General features: G+C 41.6%; 19 protein-coding genes. All 19 read left to right on the top strand.

The genetic code is table 11. From position 1 onward, the window contains the following. Positions 1-28: 28 nt before the first annotated feature. The 19 genes from IGI49_RS13875 (at position 29) to IGI49_RS13785 (ending at position 17732) form a co-directional block, all read left to right on the top strand. Positions 29-2119, top strand: coding sequence for a PRD domain-containing protein (locus IGI49_RS13875; protein ID WP_429962183.1), 2091 nt, complete (start codon positions 29-31; stop codon positions 2117-2119). 196 nt (positions 2120-2315) lie between these two features. Further along, complete coding sequence (locus tag IGI49_RS13870) at positions 2316-2774, top strand: PTS sugar transporter subunit IIA (protein WP_429962182.1); 459 nt, start codon at positions 2316-2318, stop codon at positions 2772-2774. Positions 2775-2794: 20 nt separating this feature from the next. Next, positions 2795-3100: a PTS sugar transporter subunit IIB gene (locus IGI49_RS13865; RefSeq protein WP_429962181.1), complete on the top strand. Its 306-nt coding sequence runs from the start codon at positions 2795-2797 to the stop codon at positions 3098-3100. Between the two features lie 21 nt (positions 3101-3121). Next, positions 3122-3433: a PTS fructose transporter subunit IIB gene (locus tag IGI49_RS13860; RefSeq protein ID WP_429962180.1), complete on the top strand. Its 312-nt coding sequence runs from the start codon at positions 3122-3124 to the stop codon at positions 3431-3433. A gap of 12 nt (positions 3434-3445) precedes the next feature. Beyond that, positions 3446-4867 carry a PTS galactitol transporter subunit IIC gene (locus IGI49_RS13855; protein WP_429962179.1) on the top strand — a complete coding sequence of 474 codons (1422 nt, stop codon included), beginning with the start codon at positions 3446-3448 and terminating at the stop codon, positions 4865-4867. Positions 4868-4878: 11 nt separating this feature from the next. Further along, positions 4879-5940 (top strand): galactitol-1-phosphate 5-dehydrogenase, encoded by a 1062-nt coding sequence (locus tag IGI49_RS13850; protein ID WP_429962178.1) that lies wholly within the window; start codon positions 4879-4881, stop codon positions 5938-5940. Positions 5941-5955: 15 nt separating this feature from the next. Next, on the top strand, positions 5956-6648 hold the full coding sequence (locus tag IGI49_RS13845; RefSeq protein ID WP_429962177.1) for an L-ribulose-5-phosphate 4-epimerase: 693 nt from the start codon (positions 5956-5958) through the stop codon (positions 6646-6648). A gap of 73 nt (positions 6649-6721) precedes the next feature. Beyond that, on the top strand, positions 6722-6904 hold the full coding sequence (locus tag IGI49_RS13840; RefSeq protein ID WP_429962176.1) for a hypothetical protein: 183 nt from the start codon (positions 6722-6724) through the stop codon (positions 6902-6904). Positions 6905-6916: 12 nt separating this feature from the next. Beyond that, on the top strand, positions 6917-7756 hold the full coding sequence (gene rhaD, locus IGI49_RS13835; RefSeq protein ID WP_429962175.1) for a rhamnulose-1-phosphate aldolase: 840 nt from the start codon (positions 6917-6919) through the stop codon (positions 7754-7756). Further along, entirely contained in the window at positions 7749-8807 is a 1059-nt protein-coding gene (locus IGI49_RS13830; protein ID WP_429962174.1) for an NAD(P)-dependent oxidoreductase, read from the top strand. Before rhaD ends, IGI49_RS13830 begins: the two co-directional genes overlap by 8 nt. A gap of 184 nt (positions 8808-8991) precedes the next feature. Then, a complete protein-coding gene (locus IGI49_RS13825; protein WP_207703923.1) occupies positions 8992-9792 on the top strand; it encodes an SDR family oxidoreductase in 801 nt (266 codons plus the stop codon). A gap of 20 nt (positions 9793-9812) precedes the next feature. Beyond that, complete coding sequence (locus tag IGI49_RS13820; protein ID WP_429962173.1) at positions 9813-11660, top strand: BglG family transcription antiterminator; 1848 nt, start codon at positions 9813-9815, stop codon at positions 11658-11660. 1 nt (position 11661) lies between these two features. Further along, on the top strand, positions 11662-12144 hold the full coding sequence (locus tag IGI49_RS13815; protein WP_429962172.1) for a transcriptional regulator GutM: 483 nt from the start codon (positions 11662-11664) through the stop codon (positions 12142-12144). 2 nt (positions 12145-12146) lie between these two features. Further along, on the top strand, positions 12147-12698 hold the full coding sequence (srlA, locus tag IGI49_RS13810; protein ID WP_207703926.1) for a PTS glucitol/sorbitol transporter subunit IIC: 552 nt from the start codon (positions 12147-12149) through the stop codon (positions 12696-12698). Positions 12699-12711: 13 nt separating this feature from the next. After that, a complete protein-coding gene (gene srlE / locus IGI49_RS13805; RefSeq protein ID WP_207703927.1) occupies positions 12712-13710 on the top strand; it encodes a PTS glucitol/sorbitol transporter subunit IIB in 999 nt (332 codons plus the stop codon). A 38-nt stretch (positions 13711-13748) separates the two neighbouring features. Continuing rightward, on the top strand, positions 13749-14102 hold the full coding sequence (locus IGI49_RS13800) for a PTS glucitol/sorbitol transporter subunit IIA (protein WP_429962171.1): 354 nt from the start codon (positions 13749-13751) through the stop codon (positions 14100-14102). Positions 14103-14271: 169 nt separating this feature from the next. After that, complete coding sequence (locus tag IGI49_RS13795) at positions 14272-15393, top strand: glycerate kinase family protein (protein ID WP_429962170.1); 1122 nt, start codon at positions 14272-14274, stop codon at positions 15391-15393. Between the two features lie 48 nt (positions 15394-15441). Next, complete coding sequence (gene mtnK / locus IGI49_RS13790; protein ID WP_429962169.1) at positions 15442-16671, top strand: S-methyl-5-thioribose kinase; 1230 nt, start codon at positions 15442-15444, stop codon at positions 16669-16671. A gap of 5 nt (positions 16672-16676) precedes the next feature. Then, on the top strand, positions 16677-17732 hold the full coding sequence (locus IGI49_RS13785) for an S-methyl-5-thioribose-1-phosphate isomerase (protein ID WP_429962168.1): 1056 nt from the start codon (positions 16677-16679) through the stop codon (positions 17730-17732). Positions 17733-17744: the final 12 nt, after the last annotated feature.

Raw genomic sequence — 17744 nt, 5'->3', positions numbered from 1 at the left:
GGAAAATGACTTAGGCAGGTGAGTTTAAATGGAATTAGATAATCGCAATGTACAGCTGCTGCAGCTGATTTCTTCCAGTGTACAGATTACGTCCAAAGAGCTGATGGAGAAAAATAAGTTAACTCGGAATCAATTGGATTATTCGATTAAGAAAATCAATGAGTTTTTGAAGGACAATACCTATGAACCGATTATTCGTTCCCGCAAAGGCCATTTTGTGGTTGATGCTAAAGTGGTGGATGATTTTTCTGGTCTAGCGAATAGTGAGAGCCGCTTAAAGGCAACGGAAAGCAGTTTTTTAGATGAAGAATATCGACTGTTAGTGATTTTACTGCTGGTTTTTTCGTCAGATTATTTATCGTTGTATCATTTTTCCGACACATTGGAGGTCAGCAAAAATACGATTGTTTCAGATATTAAGAAGCTGAAGGAATTTTTAGGTAAGCACCGAATTACGATCGAGTATTCTCGTAAAAAAGGATATTATTTTAAGGGAAATGAAGAAATTATTCGCGGTGTGATTCTCTCTATCACGGATAAGGTGATGGAGTCAATTTACAATACGGTGATTTTCCATAAGTATTTGCTGATTTCGGAACAGGAAATTGAAGAAAAACGCAAGTTGATCCGTATGATTGAATCGGAACTGCAGGTACATTATACGGACAACCGGATTCAGACCGCGCCGTATTTTTTGAATTTGCTGACAAAGCGTGTGCGAAATGGACACTTATTGGATCAGCGCTTTGGATCCATTGCTAAAGAGGTAATGGATACTAAGGAGTATGCAGCCATCGTAAAGGTACTGGCTGGGCGCTATGAATTGCCAAAAAGTTACAGTGAGCACTTGTATTTGTGTCTATTTATTCTTTCTTTAAAGATTACTGATTTAAGCAATATGTTTTCGTTAAACACGGATGCGTTGCGCAGCCATATAACAGATTTTATCGAATTGTTGGAAAAAAATATTGTAATTCAGCTAAATGATAAAGCACAATTGATTGAAAATCTAGCGTTGCATCTGGCACCGGCCTATTATCGGATTAAATATGGTTTGACTAGTGACTATACGATTACAGATTTTGTGAAGACTCAGTTGAATCCTTTATTTTTCATGGTGAAAACTTCAATCGCACCATTAGAGGAATTTTTCCAAGAACGGATTCCTAACGATGAGGTTTATTTAATCACCATGTTTGTGGGAGCTTACATGCAAAAGGAAAAGCCGATTAACGAAAGTAAAACAACGGTTAATGCGATGGTCGTTTGTCCGAATGGTATTATCAGTTCGAAGCTTTTGGAGAATACGTTGGATAATTGGTTTCCTATGATCCGTTTTCTGCCAGCTTGCTCAATTCGAGAATTCTACCAACAAGAGAATGAATTGGATGTTCAGTTGATCTTTTCCACGACACCATTAACAACCGAATTGCCGGTGATTGTGGTGGGGAATGACTTATCGACTATGAATAAGAATTTAATCGTCAACGAAGTGATTCAGTTGATTTACAAAATTGACAGCTACAAACTGCAACCGGATTATACCTTGGCAATTGTTAAGAAGTATGTTGAGCTGTCGCCAGAAATTGAAGAACGAATTCGTAAAGAGCTGCTGATATCTTACAACTCAATCTTCCAAATTCAGGATCAGGAAGTGCTGACAAACCAGAACAAACTACACCTTAGTGATGTTATAACACCGGAAAGTATCGTTTTGCTAGATGGCGAGGAAAGCTGGGAAAGTGTCTTACAGAAAACGACCCAAAACCTAATCGATCGTGATATTGTGGAGCCTCGCTACTTAACGAGTTTACGGGAGCAGTTTCCGGTAGTTGCGCCAAATATTTTACTGGGAAATAGTATCGTTATTCCTCATACTGTTCCAGAAAACGGTACGAAAAGCTTAGGTATGTGCTTTACTAAGGTCAAGCAGGGTTTTCAAAGTGAGGACCAGTGTTTCTATTATGTAGTGGTTATCTCAGCAGTTGATAGAAAGCAGCATATTCAGCCAATGATGGAGCTTTTGAAGATAGCCAGTGATAAAAAAATGCTAGAAAAATTGGCAGCCGCTGATAATAAAGCAGAAATTTTGTCTGTTATTTCCGCTGTGAAAAAATAGGAAAGACTCCTCTGATAAAAAAATCAGAGGAGCTTTCTTATTTTTTACTAGAAATAACCTTTGTTAAATCAACGTTTTCAGCAATTCATACAAGTAATGCTGAATTTGTTGAGTAAAAAGTAATTCCAAAACAAATTCAAAAGAAACCGTTTCCGTGCTATCTTTTCATTAGCAAGACAAGTAAGGAGGAGATAGCGTGCTAAAAAAAGAACTTTTATTTTATAAACTGGCCCCTGATGATTACGAAACACTGGTTCGTTTTCTTGGGGGGAGAATGGAGGAGCTGGGATATGTAAAGGCTAGTTATGTACCCGCAGTCGTTGAGAGGGAAAAAGGATTTCCTACGGGATTAAGCATGGGAAATTATGGAATTGCCATTCCTCATACGGATCGAGAGCATGTGAATCAATCAGTATTGGCGATTGCAACCTTGAAGAAACCGATATATGTCTGCTCTATGATCGATCCAACCAAGGAAGTGGAAGTATCGTTGGTGATCCTGATGGCAGTGGAAGATCCTGATGGTCAGGTAAAAATGCTTAGCAAGCTAATGGGTCTTTTCCAAGACGTGGAGACCCTGAAACAATTGGAGCAATCCAACTCATGTGAAGAAATGTATCGTATTTTATCAAAATTAGAATTAGAAGTCGTTTAAAACAGACAGGAGGAAAAATAATGAAACAGTACAATGTATTATCCGTTTGCGGATCAGGCACAGTCACATCATCAATGGTGGCAGAAAAATTAAGAGAAGCGTTAGAAGAGAAAGGTTATCGTATCATGACAACTGAAGCACGACCAACCGAAGCATTGCAGCTGGCTCAAGGCGGAACCTTTGATTTTATTACCTACACTAGCCCATTACCAGAAGGAGAATATGGTGTTCCCGTGGTCAATGCGATTGGTTTTCTAACTGGCTTTGGCGATGAAGAATTTCTAGAAGAAATTGATGGTGTTTTAGCAGAGCTAGATAAGCAGTAACAGGCATAGGGGGAGACAAAAATGAAGCACTACAAAGTCTTATCGGTGTGTGGATCAGGTACAGTTACTTCGTCAATGGTTGCAGAGAAGCTGAGGGAATCGTCAGAAGAAATGGGATATTTCATTACAACAATGGAAGCACGGCCAACTGAAGCGCTGCAATTAGCTCAAGGAGGAATGTTTGATTTTATCACCTATACCAGTCCATTGCCAGAAGGAGATTATGGAGTGCCAATAGTGAATGCCATGGGATTTTTAACTGGCTTTGTTGATGAATTTTTGGAGGAAGTGGCAGGAGTTCTAGCAGAGTTGGAAAAAAATAAAAACGCGTAAAGGAGTAGTGAGATGTTAGAAACGTTAAAAAATGTGTTTGATACTTTTGGTTCGGCGGTATTTGTACCAGTCATGATTTTTGTTGTTGCAAAGGTTTTGAAGGTTAAAACACAAAAAGCCTTCCTGTCTGGTTTATACGCTGGTGTCGGATTGATGGGCTTTACATTGATTTTGAACTCATATACACCGATTATTTCAGAAGTTGTTCAGCAAATGGTGGATCAGACGGGAATTAATTTACCTGCCTTTGATGTCGGCTGGCAAGCAACCGCATTAGTCGCTTATTCAACAGAAGCGGGCATGATTTACTTAGTGATTGCTTTGGTCTTACAAACCGTTTTATTCTTGGTGAAATGGACCAACGTATTCCAACCATCGGATTTATGGAATAATTATTCTTACATGGTTTGGGGCTCAATGGTTTATCTGGCCACTCGCAACATGATTTTAGCTGTTGGGTTGATGTGTTTATTAAATATGTATAGCCTGCTTCTATCAGAAATGCTGGCGCGAAGATGGTCAACCTATTATAACTATCCTAATTGCACCATCATTGCAATGCACAATATTGAACCAGGTATTTTCGCCTTAATCATGGACCCGGTTTGGAATATGATTGGTTTACACAAGGTACGAATGAATCCGCAAGGGCTGCAAAAGAAACTTGGTTTTTTGGGAGAACCCATTTCGTTAGGTTTGTTTTTAGGGTTATTCTTAGGAATTTTAGGAAATTTCAGCCAACTAGGCAGTTTAGAATCTTGGGGCCAAATTACGCAGGTAGGAATTGCTACAAGTGCAGTAATGGCAATTTTTCCGAAAGTAGCGGGAATCTTTGCGCAAGCCTTTAACCCAATTTCACAGGCTGCCAGCAAAAATGTTCGCGGTAACAATAAGGAACGTGAATGGTACCTTGGAGTGAATGATGCAACTGGTTATGGGGAACCAGCGACCTTGATTTCTGGAATTATTTTAATCCCAATTATGGTAGCCTTGGCGATGATTTTACCAGGCAATCAAACCTTGCCAGTAGTTGATTTATTAGCAATTCCGTACATGGTTCAGGCGTTAGTTTGTTTAACTAACGGAAATATTGCAAAAACCTTATTGAATGGTGCTATTTGGTTCAGCTTAGGCTTGTACATGTGTACCTATACAGCACCAATGTTTACAGAAATTGCTCAGACAGTTGGAGTTACTTTACCAGCGGGTGCATTGATGGTAACCAGCTTCAATATTTTAGGAAAACCGATTTTTGGCTTGATTTTCTTAGCGTTCTTAAGTCAAAATCCAATCTTCATTGGTTTAACCATTGTGGCATACTTTGTTGTTTACTTCTTGTTCCGTAAAAATAAGGAAGCTTTTTACGATTACCTTGAACGGGCAGCAGCAAAAAATAATGGGGAACAACCTTCAGGTGAAACAAAAGTAGCATAGGAGATGAAAGCATGGCAAAGCAAATGGAGGCAAGTGTTTTAGTGGCACCAGGAATTTTGGAATATAAAAAAGTGGGAGTTCCAGCCATTAGCGAGAATGAAGTCTTAATTAAAGTAGCTTACGCGGGAATCTGTGGGTCAGATGTGCCCCGCGCAAACTTAGAAAACGGTGCAAGAATATACCCAATCATTTTAGGTCATGAATTTAGCGGTACGGTTGATAAAGTGGGATCAAACGTAACAAAAATCAAGATCGGCGATAAGGTAGCCGTTGCACCATTAATCCCAGATCCTAATTCTGAATATACAAAAGAAGGAAATTATGGGCTTAGTGATAATTATAACATAATTGGTACTGGGAGTAATGGAGCTTTCAGCGAATACGTAGCGGTGCCTGAAGATCATGCAGTAGTCATGCCTGAGGAATTAGATTTACTTTCAGCAGCTGGTGTGGAGCCGGCGACAATCAGCTGGCATGCTTTGCGTCGTGCACAGATTGAGGTAGGAGACATTGTAGCTGTTTTAGGTTGTGGACCGATCGGCCAGTTTGCTATTCAAATTGCTAAAATATTTGGTGCGAAAACCGTGATTGCTGTGGATATTTTTGATGACAAATTGTCCTTGGCTAAGGAATTGGGTGCGGATATTGCCATCAACAGCAAAGATGTCGATTTGGAGCAGGCCATTAAAGACCTGACAGGACTCGGTGTTGATGTGGTGATTGAGACTGCTGGCAGTAAAATCACCCAAAAGCAGTCGCTGTTGATTACTCGCAAACACGGTCGGATTGTCTTTGTGGGTATTTCCCATCAGGATTTACCATTATCAGAGGCAGAAGCGGAGCGGATTATGCGAGCTGAGCTGACAGTTACCGGGTCCTGGAATTCCTATACAGCCCCTTACCCTGGTCGAGCTTGGGAGGCCACCTTGGATGAAATGTCTAAAGGACGTATCAAATTCAAAGAAATGATTTCACATGAAATCTCTTTAAAAGAACTGCCGGAAGTATTACCGAAGATGTTCAAACGAGAATTAAACTACAACAAGATTGTGGTAGCTGTTCATCCGGAATAAAAAGGAGTATCGATTATGTTAGAGCAATTAAAAGAAGAAGTTTTTCAAGCAAATTTAGAGCTGCCCAAACACGGGTTAATTAAATATACTTGGGGCAATGTTAGTGCGTTTGATAAAGAAACCGAATATTTTGTAATTAAACCAAGTGGTGTTAGTTACGAAAACATGACGGCTGACGACATGGTAGTAGTAGATTTAGAGAACAATGTAATTGAAGGAAAACTGAACCCTTCATCAGACACCCCAACACATGCTGTATTGTACAAAGCTTTCCCTGAAATTGGTGGAATTGTGCATACCCATTCTACTTGGGCAACAATTTGGGCGCAATCTGGATTGGATTGTCCCGCGATGGGCACCACGCATGCAGATACCTTTTACGGTTCAGTTCCTTGTGCCCGTTTGCTAACTCAAGAGGAAATAGATGAGGGCTATGAGCATGAAACCGGCAATGTGATTGTCGAAACCTTCAGTCAGAGAGGCATTCAACCAATGGAGATTCCCGGCGTTTTGCTGCATGGACATGGTCCGTTTACTTGGGGCAAAGATGCCAGCAGTGCGGTAATGAATGCGGTAGTTTTGGATGAGGTATGTAAGCTGAATTTGTTTACTCGTCAATTGAATACCTATGCGGAGAATTTGCCGCAACGAGTTTTAGATAAGCATTATTTACGCAAACACGGTGCGAATGCTTATTACGGTCAGTAAGCAACTGCGAGTAACCAGCTCAAGGAGTTGGTTATTCGTCTTTTAAGATTTTTAATGAATAGGAGGGCTACACATGTTAAGTGAACTGTTTACGTTGATTGGCTTCGCTTTTTTTATCAAAATCTTTTTTGATGGTGCTAAGAAAATTATTATCGGTAGCAATGGAGACATTGTCAAAAACAAGACCTACATTATTCACGGGGTTTTAGGCTTTGCCTTTATTATCGTTAGTCGTCTGCTGCTATTGGTTTTATAGGAGGTAGAAAAAGTGAAAATTCACAATATCTTAACAGCGCCTTTTATTCAAGAAATGTGCGAAGCCACCAATCAGCTGTGGCGTTATGGCTGGGCTGAGCGTAATGGTGGAAATATCAGCTATCGGATACCTGCTGAGGAGGTCCGCTATTACTTGTCTTTGGAGCGAAAATTTCCGGTTACGCCGTTGTCTTTTCAGATTCCTGAACTAGCTGGAGAAATCTTCTTAGTTTCGGGGTCAGGCAAGTATTTTAAAAATGTACAGCATAATCCAGCGGATAGTTTGGCTTTGATCCGTATTTCAGAAAATGGTGATAGCTATGAATTATTGTGGGGGCTGGAAAACGGCGATGTGCCGACAAGTGAACTGGCTTCTCATTTGAAATGCCATCAGGTTCGCCTAGCTCAAGATTCGCAGCACCGAGTCATTTTACATACCCATGCCTCGGCTATTTCAGCGATGACCTTTGTCCATCCTTTAGAGGATCGAGCATTTACTAAAACCTTGTGGCAAATGATTACGGAATGTCTGGTAGTTTTCCCGGATGGAGTCGCTGTTTTGCCGTGGATGGTAGCAGGAACCAATGAACTAGGAGAGGCTTCGGCTGCAAAAATGGTAGATTGCCGTATTGTAGTGTGGCCCCATCATGGCATTATGAGTGCTGGTCAATCGATGGATGATGCTTTTGGGTTAATTGAAACAGCCGAAAAAGCAGCTGGGATCTATTTGAAAATCAGCTCGACTAATCAACCAGTGCTGCAAAAAATCACGGATCAGCAATTATGGGATTTGGCCGAGGCCTTTCAAGTTGTACCAAAGGCGGGTGTGTTGGAGAAAAAGGAGCATGACTAAAATTGTAGTGGTAGGGGATCCCTTTGTACCAGCGGAAAGCTTAGTAAGGGTTGCTCAAAAGTTAGACCTCCAGCGGCCCAGCGAAATCAGTGCTTTTGACTGGTATCCTGAATATTCCCGAGAAGCATTTCGTCAGATTGTTAAACAAATTGAACATGAAGGTCCCAATGAATTTCCATTGCCGGAAGGATTGGTAGATGCGATGAAAACGGCAGAGATTCTGCTGGTTCATATTGCGCCAGTTTCTCAAGTGATGCTGCAGGCAGCCGACAATTTACAATTAATCGGGACCTGTCGTGGTGGATTGGAACACATTGATCTGATTGAATGGGGAAAGCATCCCGACGTACAGCTGATTCACGTCATTCGTAATGCTGAGCCAGTGGCGGATTTTACGATTGGATTGATGTACAGTGTGGTGCGAAATATCGCCCGTTCCTTCAAAGAAGTTCAAAATGGTAACTGGCCGCAACATTTTCCCAATGATCCCTACAAAACCTCGCTGTCTAATTTAACAGTTGGACTGATTGGATTGGGCCACATTGGCAAGCGGGTAGTAAAGAAGCTTAATGGCTTAGGTATTCCAGTGATTGCTTACGATGCCTTCGCTGATCAACAAAAGCTGCAAGCTACTGGATACAATCTTCAGCTGACGGATATCAAAACAGTTTTCCGTCAAGCCGATATCGTGTCCTTACATTTGCGAGTGGTACCAGAGACGATAAACCTGATCGATCAGCAGCTCCTGCAGTTAATGAAGCCTAGCGCTTATTTGATCAATACCGCTCGACCAGATATTTTGAACAAGCAGGACTTTTATGATATTTTGGCAACGAAGAAAATTGCAGGTGCCGGAGTTGATGTTGTATGGGAGGAACCGATTTTCCCCAACGATCCATTGTTAAGCTTAGACAATCTAATTATCACCTCTCACATAGCAGGAGACACGATTGATGCCATCGAACGTTCCCCCGATTTATTGCAGCAGGAGCTGAACCATTACCTGCAAACAGGCAATTCTGAACTAAGTATTCCCCATCAAAATCAATAATCTAGTGAAAAACACCTCTTGATGTCAATAAATATTAAGAGGTGTTTCTTTGACCTCCCCACTCTTTTTTCACAAATTCACGAATTAGTTCACCTTTTTTTATCCATCGCAAAAAAAGACCGTATTAATTTTGTGATCAAAGGGTTCTATACTTTGGGTGTATTAGAAATAGGAGGAACGGGCTATGACAGATTGGTTAAACATTGCAGGAAAAAAAGTAATTGTGACTGGTGGTTCGTCAGGAATTGGCGCAAGTATCGTGGCAGAATTGTTAGAGGTTGGGGTACAGGTTGCGAACTTCGACTTAAGGGAAGGCAGCCAGCAGCACGAGAATCTTCGCTTTTTCGCCACTGACATTTCATCGAGAGAACAGGTGGAAGCAAATGTAGCGAAAGTAGTGGCAGAATTTGGAACGATTGACGGATTGGTGAACAATGCGGGAATCAATGTTCCAAGATTATTGGTGGATAGTAAAGAGCCGCATGGTGAGTTTGAATTGTCTGATGGTGTTTTCGATAAGATTTTTGCAATTAATCAAAAAGGCCTCTTCTTAATGAGCCAAGCAGTTGCTAGAATAATGGTAGGAAAGAAACAAGGTGTCATCATCAATATGTCTTCTGAAAGTGGACTGGAAGGTTCTGAAGGACAGAGTGCCTATGCAGCAACTAAGGCAGCTGTTAACAGCTATACCCGTTCTTGGGCGAAGGAACTAGGAAAGCAAGGGATTCGGGTTGTCGGAATTGCTCCAGGAATCATGGAGGAAACGGGCTTACGAACGATCGAGTATGAAACTGCCCTAGCTTACACTCGCGGAATTACAGTTGATGATTTACGCCAAAACTATAGTAAAACCACTACCATTCCTTTAGGCAGAAGCGGCAAATTAAGTGAAGTAGCAGATCTAGTGTGCTACTACCTATCGGATCGGGCAAGTTATATCACTGGTGTTACAACCAATGTCGCAGGTGGTAAAACAAGAGGTTAAGGTGAAAGCGGGGTAATAAGATGGCGTTGGTGAATCGTTGGTATCAAGTATTGCAGCATTTTATTACTCAGGATCGGCTGACTCTGGAAGAGTTGGAGCTGATTACCGATACAACTTCACAAACAGTCAAAAAGACCATTCAACTGCTAAATGAACAGATGGAGCATGTGGCTAAAATAGTCGAAGCCTCTGGGGTTTATCAGTTAAAGGTGATTGATTCAAAGCAATTTGAGGCGGTCATGAACGGCAGCTTGAAGCAGCAGATGGATTTCAATTCCAGCAGTAAACGCATGGCCGTATTGATTGACTGCTTTATGAAACGACAGGATTACGTGGTAATTGATGATCTGTCTGAATTATTGGGGGTTAGTCGATCAACAGTAAATAAGGACCTGCGGAATTTGAAACAGCTGCTGCAGGAATTTGATGTTTCACTGATTGGAACCCCCAATAAAGGCTTGCTGCTGCAAGGGCAGGAAGAGAATTTGCGGATGCTGTATTTGTACCATGCCTATGACTACTTGGAATATACCAGCTTAAGTGAAACAATTTTATTACTAATCGAAGAAATAGCCATAACCAAAAAACTGGATTTTCGGACTGCTGGTTTGTGGCAAAAGGTAATTGGTTTAACCTTGGATCGGATTCAAGAGGGGAGAACGTTGCAGGCAGCGGTTCCGTATTACGTAAACTATTTTGCGGAAGATGTGCAGGTTGAAGAGTTGCGGGTGACGATTGAGGAAAGCTACAGTGTCACACTGAGTCAGTTTGAATTTGATTTTCTGTGTTTTCCGTTAACTATTTTCAACAACAATGTGGTGGATGAACAAATAGCAGAAAATCCGATTGTTCGACAACTGTTTCAGACGATGATGGCAGCTATTCATGAAGCAGTAATTATCACAATTGACGAAGACGAGCTATTTAGAAATTTGCGGGCTCATTTTATGTTTTTAGTGAATCGAATTATTTTTCGTGTTCAGGCCTATGATATATTCGGTCATGATTTTCGTAATAAGCATGCTTTTGCTTATGAGCTAGCGGATATCGGCATTCGTTCGTTGGCAGACTTTTTAAACAAGCCGCAGCGTACGGCAGAAATTTCTTATCTGGCAATTTATTTTGAATTGGCCTTGAAGGCAGATACTAGCGGGAAGTTTAAAGAGATTGCGATTGTCTGTAATACCGGAAAGGGAACGGCTTTAATGCTGAAACGTCAGCTAGGCAATGTATTGGGCCCTAATATCCGCATTGCTCATTATTCTGAGGAAGAATATCAAACCAAAGATCTAAATCGTTATTTTGCTATATTCACAACGATCCCATTGAAGGAAACCAAAGTTCCGACGACCTTAATTAAGCTGACGGATCTTTTTAATGACAATTGGCTTTTAGGCGAGTGGAAACGAATCATGGCTTCAAAGGCAGCTTCATTCGAAAATGTTCACTTCAGCTTTGCAGCATTAGATAGTCAGAAATCTTATGAAGAGAATCTGTCGGCAATGCTGAATCAGCTTGAGCTGGAACGCTGGATTGATGCATCCTTTAAAGAATACATCCTGCAGAAATCGCAGGAGGAATCAGCAGTTATTGAAAATGGGATTGCTTTCCCTCATGGAATTAATAATCAAAGTGATCAGATTATTGCTTTTATTGGTTCGTATCCTGAGAAACCATCCATTGAAGAAATTGAATTAGTCTTTTTAGTCGCCATTCCGGTCAATTTGACGATGGAGGCTGAGGATGAGCTGTTAAGTTTTTACGACACCATTTTTACCATTTCTTCCAGTCCGAACCTGCGCAAAAAGGTGAAGGAAGTTACTTCTAAGGAAGAATACACGCAGTTATTAACGAAAGGAGAAGTCTAAGATGAATATCTTTTTTCTAGGTGCTATTGCTCTTGTTGCTTACATTATTCAGACGTTTTTAGGCTTAAAACAAATAAAAAATTTCAATACCGTATATGGTCGGATGCGCCGAAAAGGCAAGGTGGCTATCGGTAGAAGACCTGGAAAGATTGCTTCAGGAACACTTATTCTGTTTGCGGTAGATGCTGTGGGAAAAATTGGTGAGTCAGAAATGATGCAGGGAACTTCGATCCTAGCGCGATTCAAGCCCAAGATGCAATTTGTTGGACTGGATATCCACGAGCTGGCTGAAGATCATCCTGTTTTATTGAAGGAAAATAAATTGACCCGTCAAGCGGTATTGAATGCGCAAAAAGTTTATTTGGAAGTGGAAAAAGGCAATTATCAAGAAAGTCAGCCAGTCTCACCGGCTATGAATGTGGGGCTGCAATTATCAATGCTAAAACAATCAATTCAAACAAAATTTACTAAAGGGAGTGTCTAAAAATGGATTTTCTAATTAAATTCGCAGAAGGCTTTATGGGTCTTTTTCAAACAGGTGCTGAAACATTTATCAGCTGGATGACAGGAATTGTTCCAGTTGTATTACTTTTGATGGTGGCAATGAATACCTTGATTGCCTTTTTAGGGGAGGAGCGAGTAACGAAAGTAGCGCAAGCTTCTTCTAAAAATCCGTTGACCCGTTACTTGATTTTACCGTTTTTGTCAGCCTTCATGCTGGGAAATCCGATGTCCTTTACCATGGCACGTTTCTTGCCGGAGTACTATAAACCAAGCTACTATGCTTCTCAAGCACAGTTCTGCCACACTAGTAACGGCGTGTTTCCCCATATTAATCCAGGTGAGCTGTTTGTTTGGATGGGGATCGCTCAAGGAATTACAGCACTAGGTCTAAATTCAATGGAACTGGCCATTCGTTACATGCTGGTAGGGATTGTCATGAACTTTATCGGTGGTTGGGTAACAGACTTTACGACAGCCTTTGTTTGTAAACAACAAGGTGTTGAATTGAGTAAAGACGTTCGGACAGTAGAGTAGAGGAGGAAAAATGATGACTTACAAAAGTATTAAGATTGTTAAAGGCAACGGCGGATTTGGCGGACCATTAGTCATTACTCCGACAGAAGAAAAACACAAGTTTATTTACGTAACTGGCGGCGGTGAAAAACCGGCGATTGTAGATAAAATTGCAGAATTAACCGGGATGGAACCAGTCAATGGCTTTAAAACCTCTATTCCTGATGAAGAAATTGCTTTAGCAATTATCGATTGCGGCGGAACCTTGCGCTGCGGGATTTATCCTAAGAAAAACATTCCTACAGTAAATATTGTTCCAACTGGCAAAAGTGGTCCTTTGGCACAATACATTACAGAAGAAATTTATGTTTCAGCAGTTGGTGTAGATCAAATTATGCTGGCAGACGAAGGTGAAGCAGCCGCTGCACCGACAGAAGCACCAAAAGAAGAAAAGAAATACAAGTATTCTACTGATAAAAAGATTACCGAACAACGGGCGGAGCAGCAAAGTTTTATTGCTAAAATTGGGATGGGTGCCGGAAAAGTGGTAGCTACCTTTAACCAGTCTGCTCGTGAGGGCGTTCAAACGATGATCAACACGGTCATTCCTTTTATGGCCTTTGTATCTTTGTTGATTGGGATTATCCAAGGCTCCGGAATCGGAACGGTTTTTGCCAACATGATGAAGCCCTTGGCAGGCAATGTAATTGGTCTGATCATTATCGGTTTTATCTGTTCACTACCATTCCTGTCACCATTGTTAGGACCAGGAGCAGTTATTAGTCAGATTTTAGGAACCTTGATCGGGGTAGAAATTGGGAAAGGAAACATTCCTCCGCAATTAGCGTTACCAGCCTTGTTTGCGATCAATACGCAAAATGCGGCTGACTTTATTCCGGTTGGTTTAGGTTTAGAGGAAGCAGAAGCGGAAACAGTTGAAGTTGGCGTACCCTCTGTCTTGTATTCTCGTTTCTTAAATGGTGTACCGCGGGTTGTTGTAGCTTGGCTGGCAAGTTTTGGTATGTACAGTTAAACTAGTAGGTAAAAGTAGTTGTTGGGAGAGATGATAAAATGATTTTTGAGACGCAAGTGACTAATATTGGACCGGAAGCTGAAATGTTCCAAGCCGAAAACATGTTGATATTTTTCGGCGATGAAGCACCAGATACGCTGGCAGATTACTGCTACAATATAGAGCTAAAGGCTTCAACCGATGAGATTCTTCCGGGTATGATTTTTTCGTTTGATGACCAGGCGTACCAAATCACTGCTGTTGGGGATGTTGTGAAGAAAAACCTAGATGATTTAGGCCACATTACCCTGCGTTTTGATGGGTCAACGGAAGCAGAATTACCAGGCACCCTTTATGTAGAAGCAAAAGAAATGCCGACGATTCAAGTCGGAACGAACATTAGTATTCAGTAAAAATTGTTGCAAGATCCCTCAGCTTTGAGACGATTGGCTGAGTATTCGCGAAAACGGATACTTGCTCCACACCTTAAAAAAATACCTTCTTGGAAAAGCTTTGCATTTTTGTTTAAGAAATGTAAGACTTGAACCAAGAAGGTATTTTTTATGAGGAGGAAAGTGCAAAATGAAGGTATTAATCATGCCTGACTCTTTTAAAGGGAGTCTATCGGCACCAGAGGTTGCAGCTGCAGTTCAAAAAGGGTTGGCTAGAGTATGGTCAGAGGCAGAATATCTTACGTTACCTGTTGGTGATGGTGGAGAAGGTACCTTGGATGCTCTGATCAGCAGCTTGAACTTAATGATCGCTGAGGTTGAAGTGACGGGACCATTTGGCGATGAAATTGCGATGCGCTATGGTTTTAAGGGACAGCAAGCCTTTTTTGAAATGGCTGATTTGGTTGGTCTGCCTCAAATACCTGCTGAGCAGCGGTTCCCTTTACGTTTACAGACGAACGGGTTAGGAGAACTATTGGTTTATCTAGTGCAGCAGAACTTTACAGAGATTGGGATTGGTGTGGGGGGAAGTGCCAATGTTGATGGCGGGATTGGCTTTGCGGCTGGACTAGGCTATCGTTTCTTAGATGAAGAGGGCAAAGAGCTATTGCCAATTGGCGAAAATTTGGCTAAGGTTGCCAAAATTGACGACGAGGGTGTTTTTTCTGAGCTAAATCAGGCAACGGTCAAAATTATTAATGATGTAAAGAATCCTCTTTGCGGTGAACAGGGGGCGGCTGCTGTTTTTGGTCCCCAAAAAGGATTGCGGGAAGAAGAAATAAAAGTAACCGATGAAGCCTTGCAGAGCTTTTATCAATTGGCAGCACCAGAAGTCTTGGCGTTGTCAGGGGCTGGTGCTGGCGGTGGTATCGCTGCTGGCGTGGTAGCTTTTGCTCAAGGCCAGATTGTATCAGGGATCGATTATGTTTTGGATTTGATGGATTTTGAAGAGACCGTAAAGGACGCTGATTTAGTTATCGTTGGTGAGGGTCGTATGGATCAACAAAGTCTTTCTGGTAAAGCGCCAGTAGGAATTGCTCAGCGAGTACCAAAGGAAATTCCGGTGATTGCTCTGTGCGGAAGTGTGGACAAAGGATTGACCAATACAGCAGCGGCTGGGATTACAGCGGCGTTTCCTATTTTACATCAGCCAGAGGAATTGCCAGCAGCTTTAGCAGATACTGAAGCTAATCTAATTCGAACGGCAGAAAGTGTCGCTAGTTTTTATCAGAAATTAGTTGAAAAATACTAAGCAATCGTTGAAGCGAAGGTTGCAATTCAAAGAAAGTAGGCGAAATTCATGCAAGTACGGCTTGCAAAAAATCCTCGTTATCAAAAACACTTTTTGATGGATCAAGCAGCAATTGCTGATTATGTAGTCAATGAACTACAGCTGTTTCCTTCAATTGAAGAGCTGAGCGTGGCTGAAATTGGTGACGGAAATATTAATTATGTCTTTCGAATTATGAATCAGACAACTAGGGAAAGTGTGGTTATTAAACAGGCAGACAAGCTGCTGCGCTCTTCTGGCCGGCCGCTATCAATTGATCGCAGCCGGATTGAAGCAGAAATTTTGCTTTGGCAAAATGAATTGGCGCCGGATTACGTGCCAAAGGTTTACCATTTTGATCCACAAATGTATGCTTTAATTATGGAAGATATTTCCACGTACCACAATATGCGCTATCAGCTGATTGATCAGCAGGTTTTTCCTCGTTTCAGCGAAGAGATATCTGATTATCTAGCAGAGACCCTATTGCCGACGACTGACCTGATTTTAGCGCGGGATGTAAAAAAGCAAAAGGTACGGGATTTTATTAATAGTGAGATGTCGGACATTAGTGAGGATTTGGTCTTTACCGAGCCGTATAATAACTATAAGCAGCGAAATATCATCACCCCTGGTAATCAGGAATTCGTGGCGGAAAACTTGTATCAAAATGCTCCGCTGCAATCCGAGGTAGCTTGGCTGAGGAACAATTTCATGAACAATGCTCAGGCTTTGATCCACGGGGATTTGCATACTGGCTCTATCTTTATTAATCAGACGGGATTAAAGGTCATTGATCCTGAGTTTGCATTTTATGGTCCGATTGGCTATGATATCGGCAATGTGTTGGCTCATTTGTATTTTCCAATGGTCGAAAATATGTTAAAAAAACAGTCCAACAAGGCTTTTGATCAATGGAGCCAGTCGGCTATTCAAGAAGTTTATGACAAAACCAGAGCAAAATTCGAAGCGATTTATGATCAGCAGGTTCATTGTTCCTTGTACCGCAATGAAGCGTTTGAACAAAGTATGCTGGATGCCATTTTTGCCGATGCTTTAGGCTACGCTGGAACTGAAATTATACGGCGAGTGGTTGGTGACTCAAAGGTAAAAGAATTGAGCCTGCTAACACAGACAGAAGCCCAGCTGAAAATTGAGCGCTTATTGATCAAAATTGGGATTCAATTGATTATTGATCGCCGGAAGATCACCAGCGGCCAGCAATTAATCAAACATGTGAACGAATTAAAGGAGCGATAAGTCAAATGGAACGACAAGATACAGAGATGCCTACGTTATTGCAATACGAGAACGTGGCTTGGTATGAAGCAGGCAAGGTCCGAATTTTGGACCGCCGCATCTACCCAACTCGCGTAGAATTTGTGGAATGTACCACTTATCAGGAGGTAGCTCAGGCGATTACCGATATGGTAACGCAAAGTGCCGGACCGTATACAGCTGCGGGAATGGGCATGGCTTTAGCTAGTAATCAAAGTAAGGACTTAGCTCCTGAGGAACAAATTGCTTATTTGCAGGAAGCCTCCGAAACCATTGCAACAGCTCGTCCGACTACTGCGAATCGCATGCGATTAATCACGGAAAAATGTTTACGGGTAGCGGAAGCAGCCCTAACTATTGGGCATGACCCTACTGAGTCTATCAAGCAAAATACGATTGATTCTCTAAATCGTCGGTATTTTACTATGAGCAAGGTAGCAAAATATTTAATCGACAAAATTCCTGACGAGGGTACGGTACTCACCCAATGCTTTGGTGAAACAATTATCGGAACTCTATTACGGGAAGCTAAGCAGCAGGGCAAACAGCTGCGTTTTTTCTGTGCTGAAACGCGACCTTATTTACAAGGGGCGCGCCTAACTGCCAGCTGTTGTGCTGAAATGGGCTTTGAAACGACTGTTGTTTCTGACAATATGATTGCCTATCTTATGACCCATGAAAAAATTGATATTTATACTTCTGCAGCTGATACGATTGCTCAAGACGGTTACATAGCCAATAAAGTGGGGACGTATCAGATTGCGCTGTTGGCTAATCGTTTTGGGATTCCCTATTTTGTGACGGGGATTCCCGATGCGGATAAAAAGACGCGCGAAAGCATTAAAATCGAAATGCGGAACCCAGAGCAGGTACTGGAAATGAACGGCATCAAGCATACCTTGCCTGGTGTTATAGCGATTTATCCTTCCTTTGATGTGACGCCGCCGGAATTAATTGGTGGAATTGTTACCGATCGCGGCATCTTTTCGCCTTATGATTTAGCCAGTTACATGAAAGTGAACCCAGAAAATATATTTTATTAAGGATGAGAAAAA

It is taken from the genome of Enterococcus sp. AZ071, from assembly GCF_050499065.1.
In the GTDB taxonomy this organism is placed as follows: Bacteria; Bacillota; Bacilli; order Lactobacillales; family Enterococcaceae; genus Enterococcus_A; species Enterococcus_A ferrettii.
The sequence above is the reverse complement of the archived record's forward strand: the minus strand, read 5'-3'. Positions and strand labels throughout refer to the sequence as shown.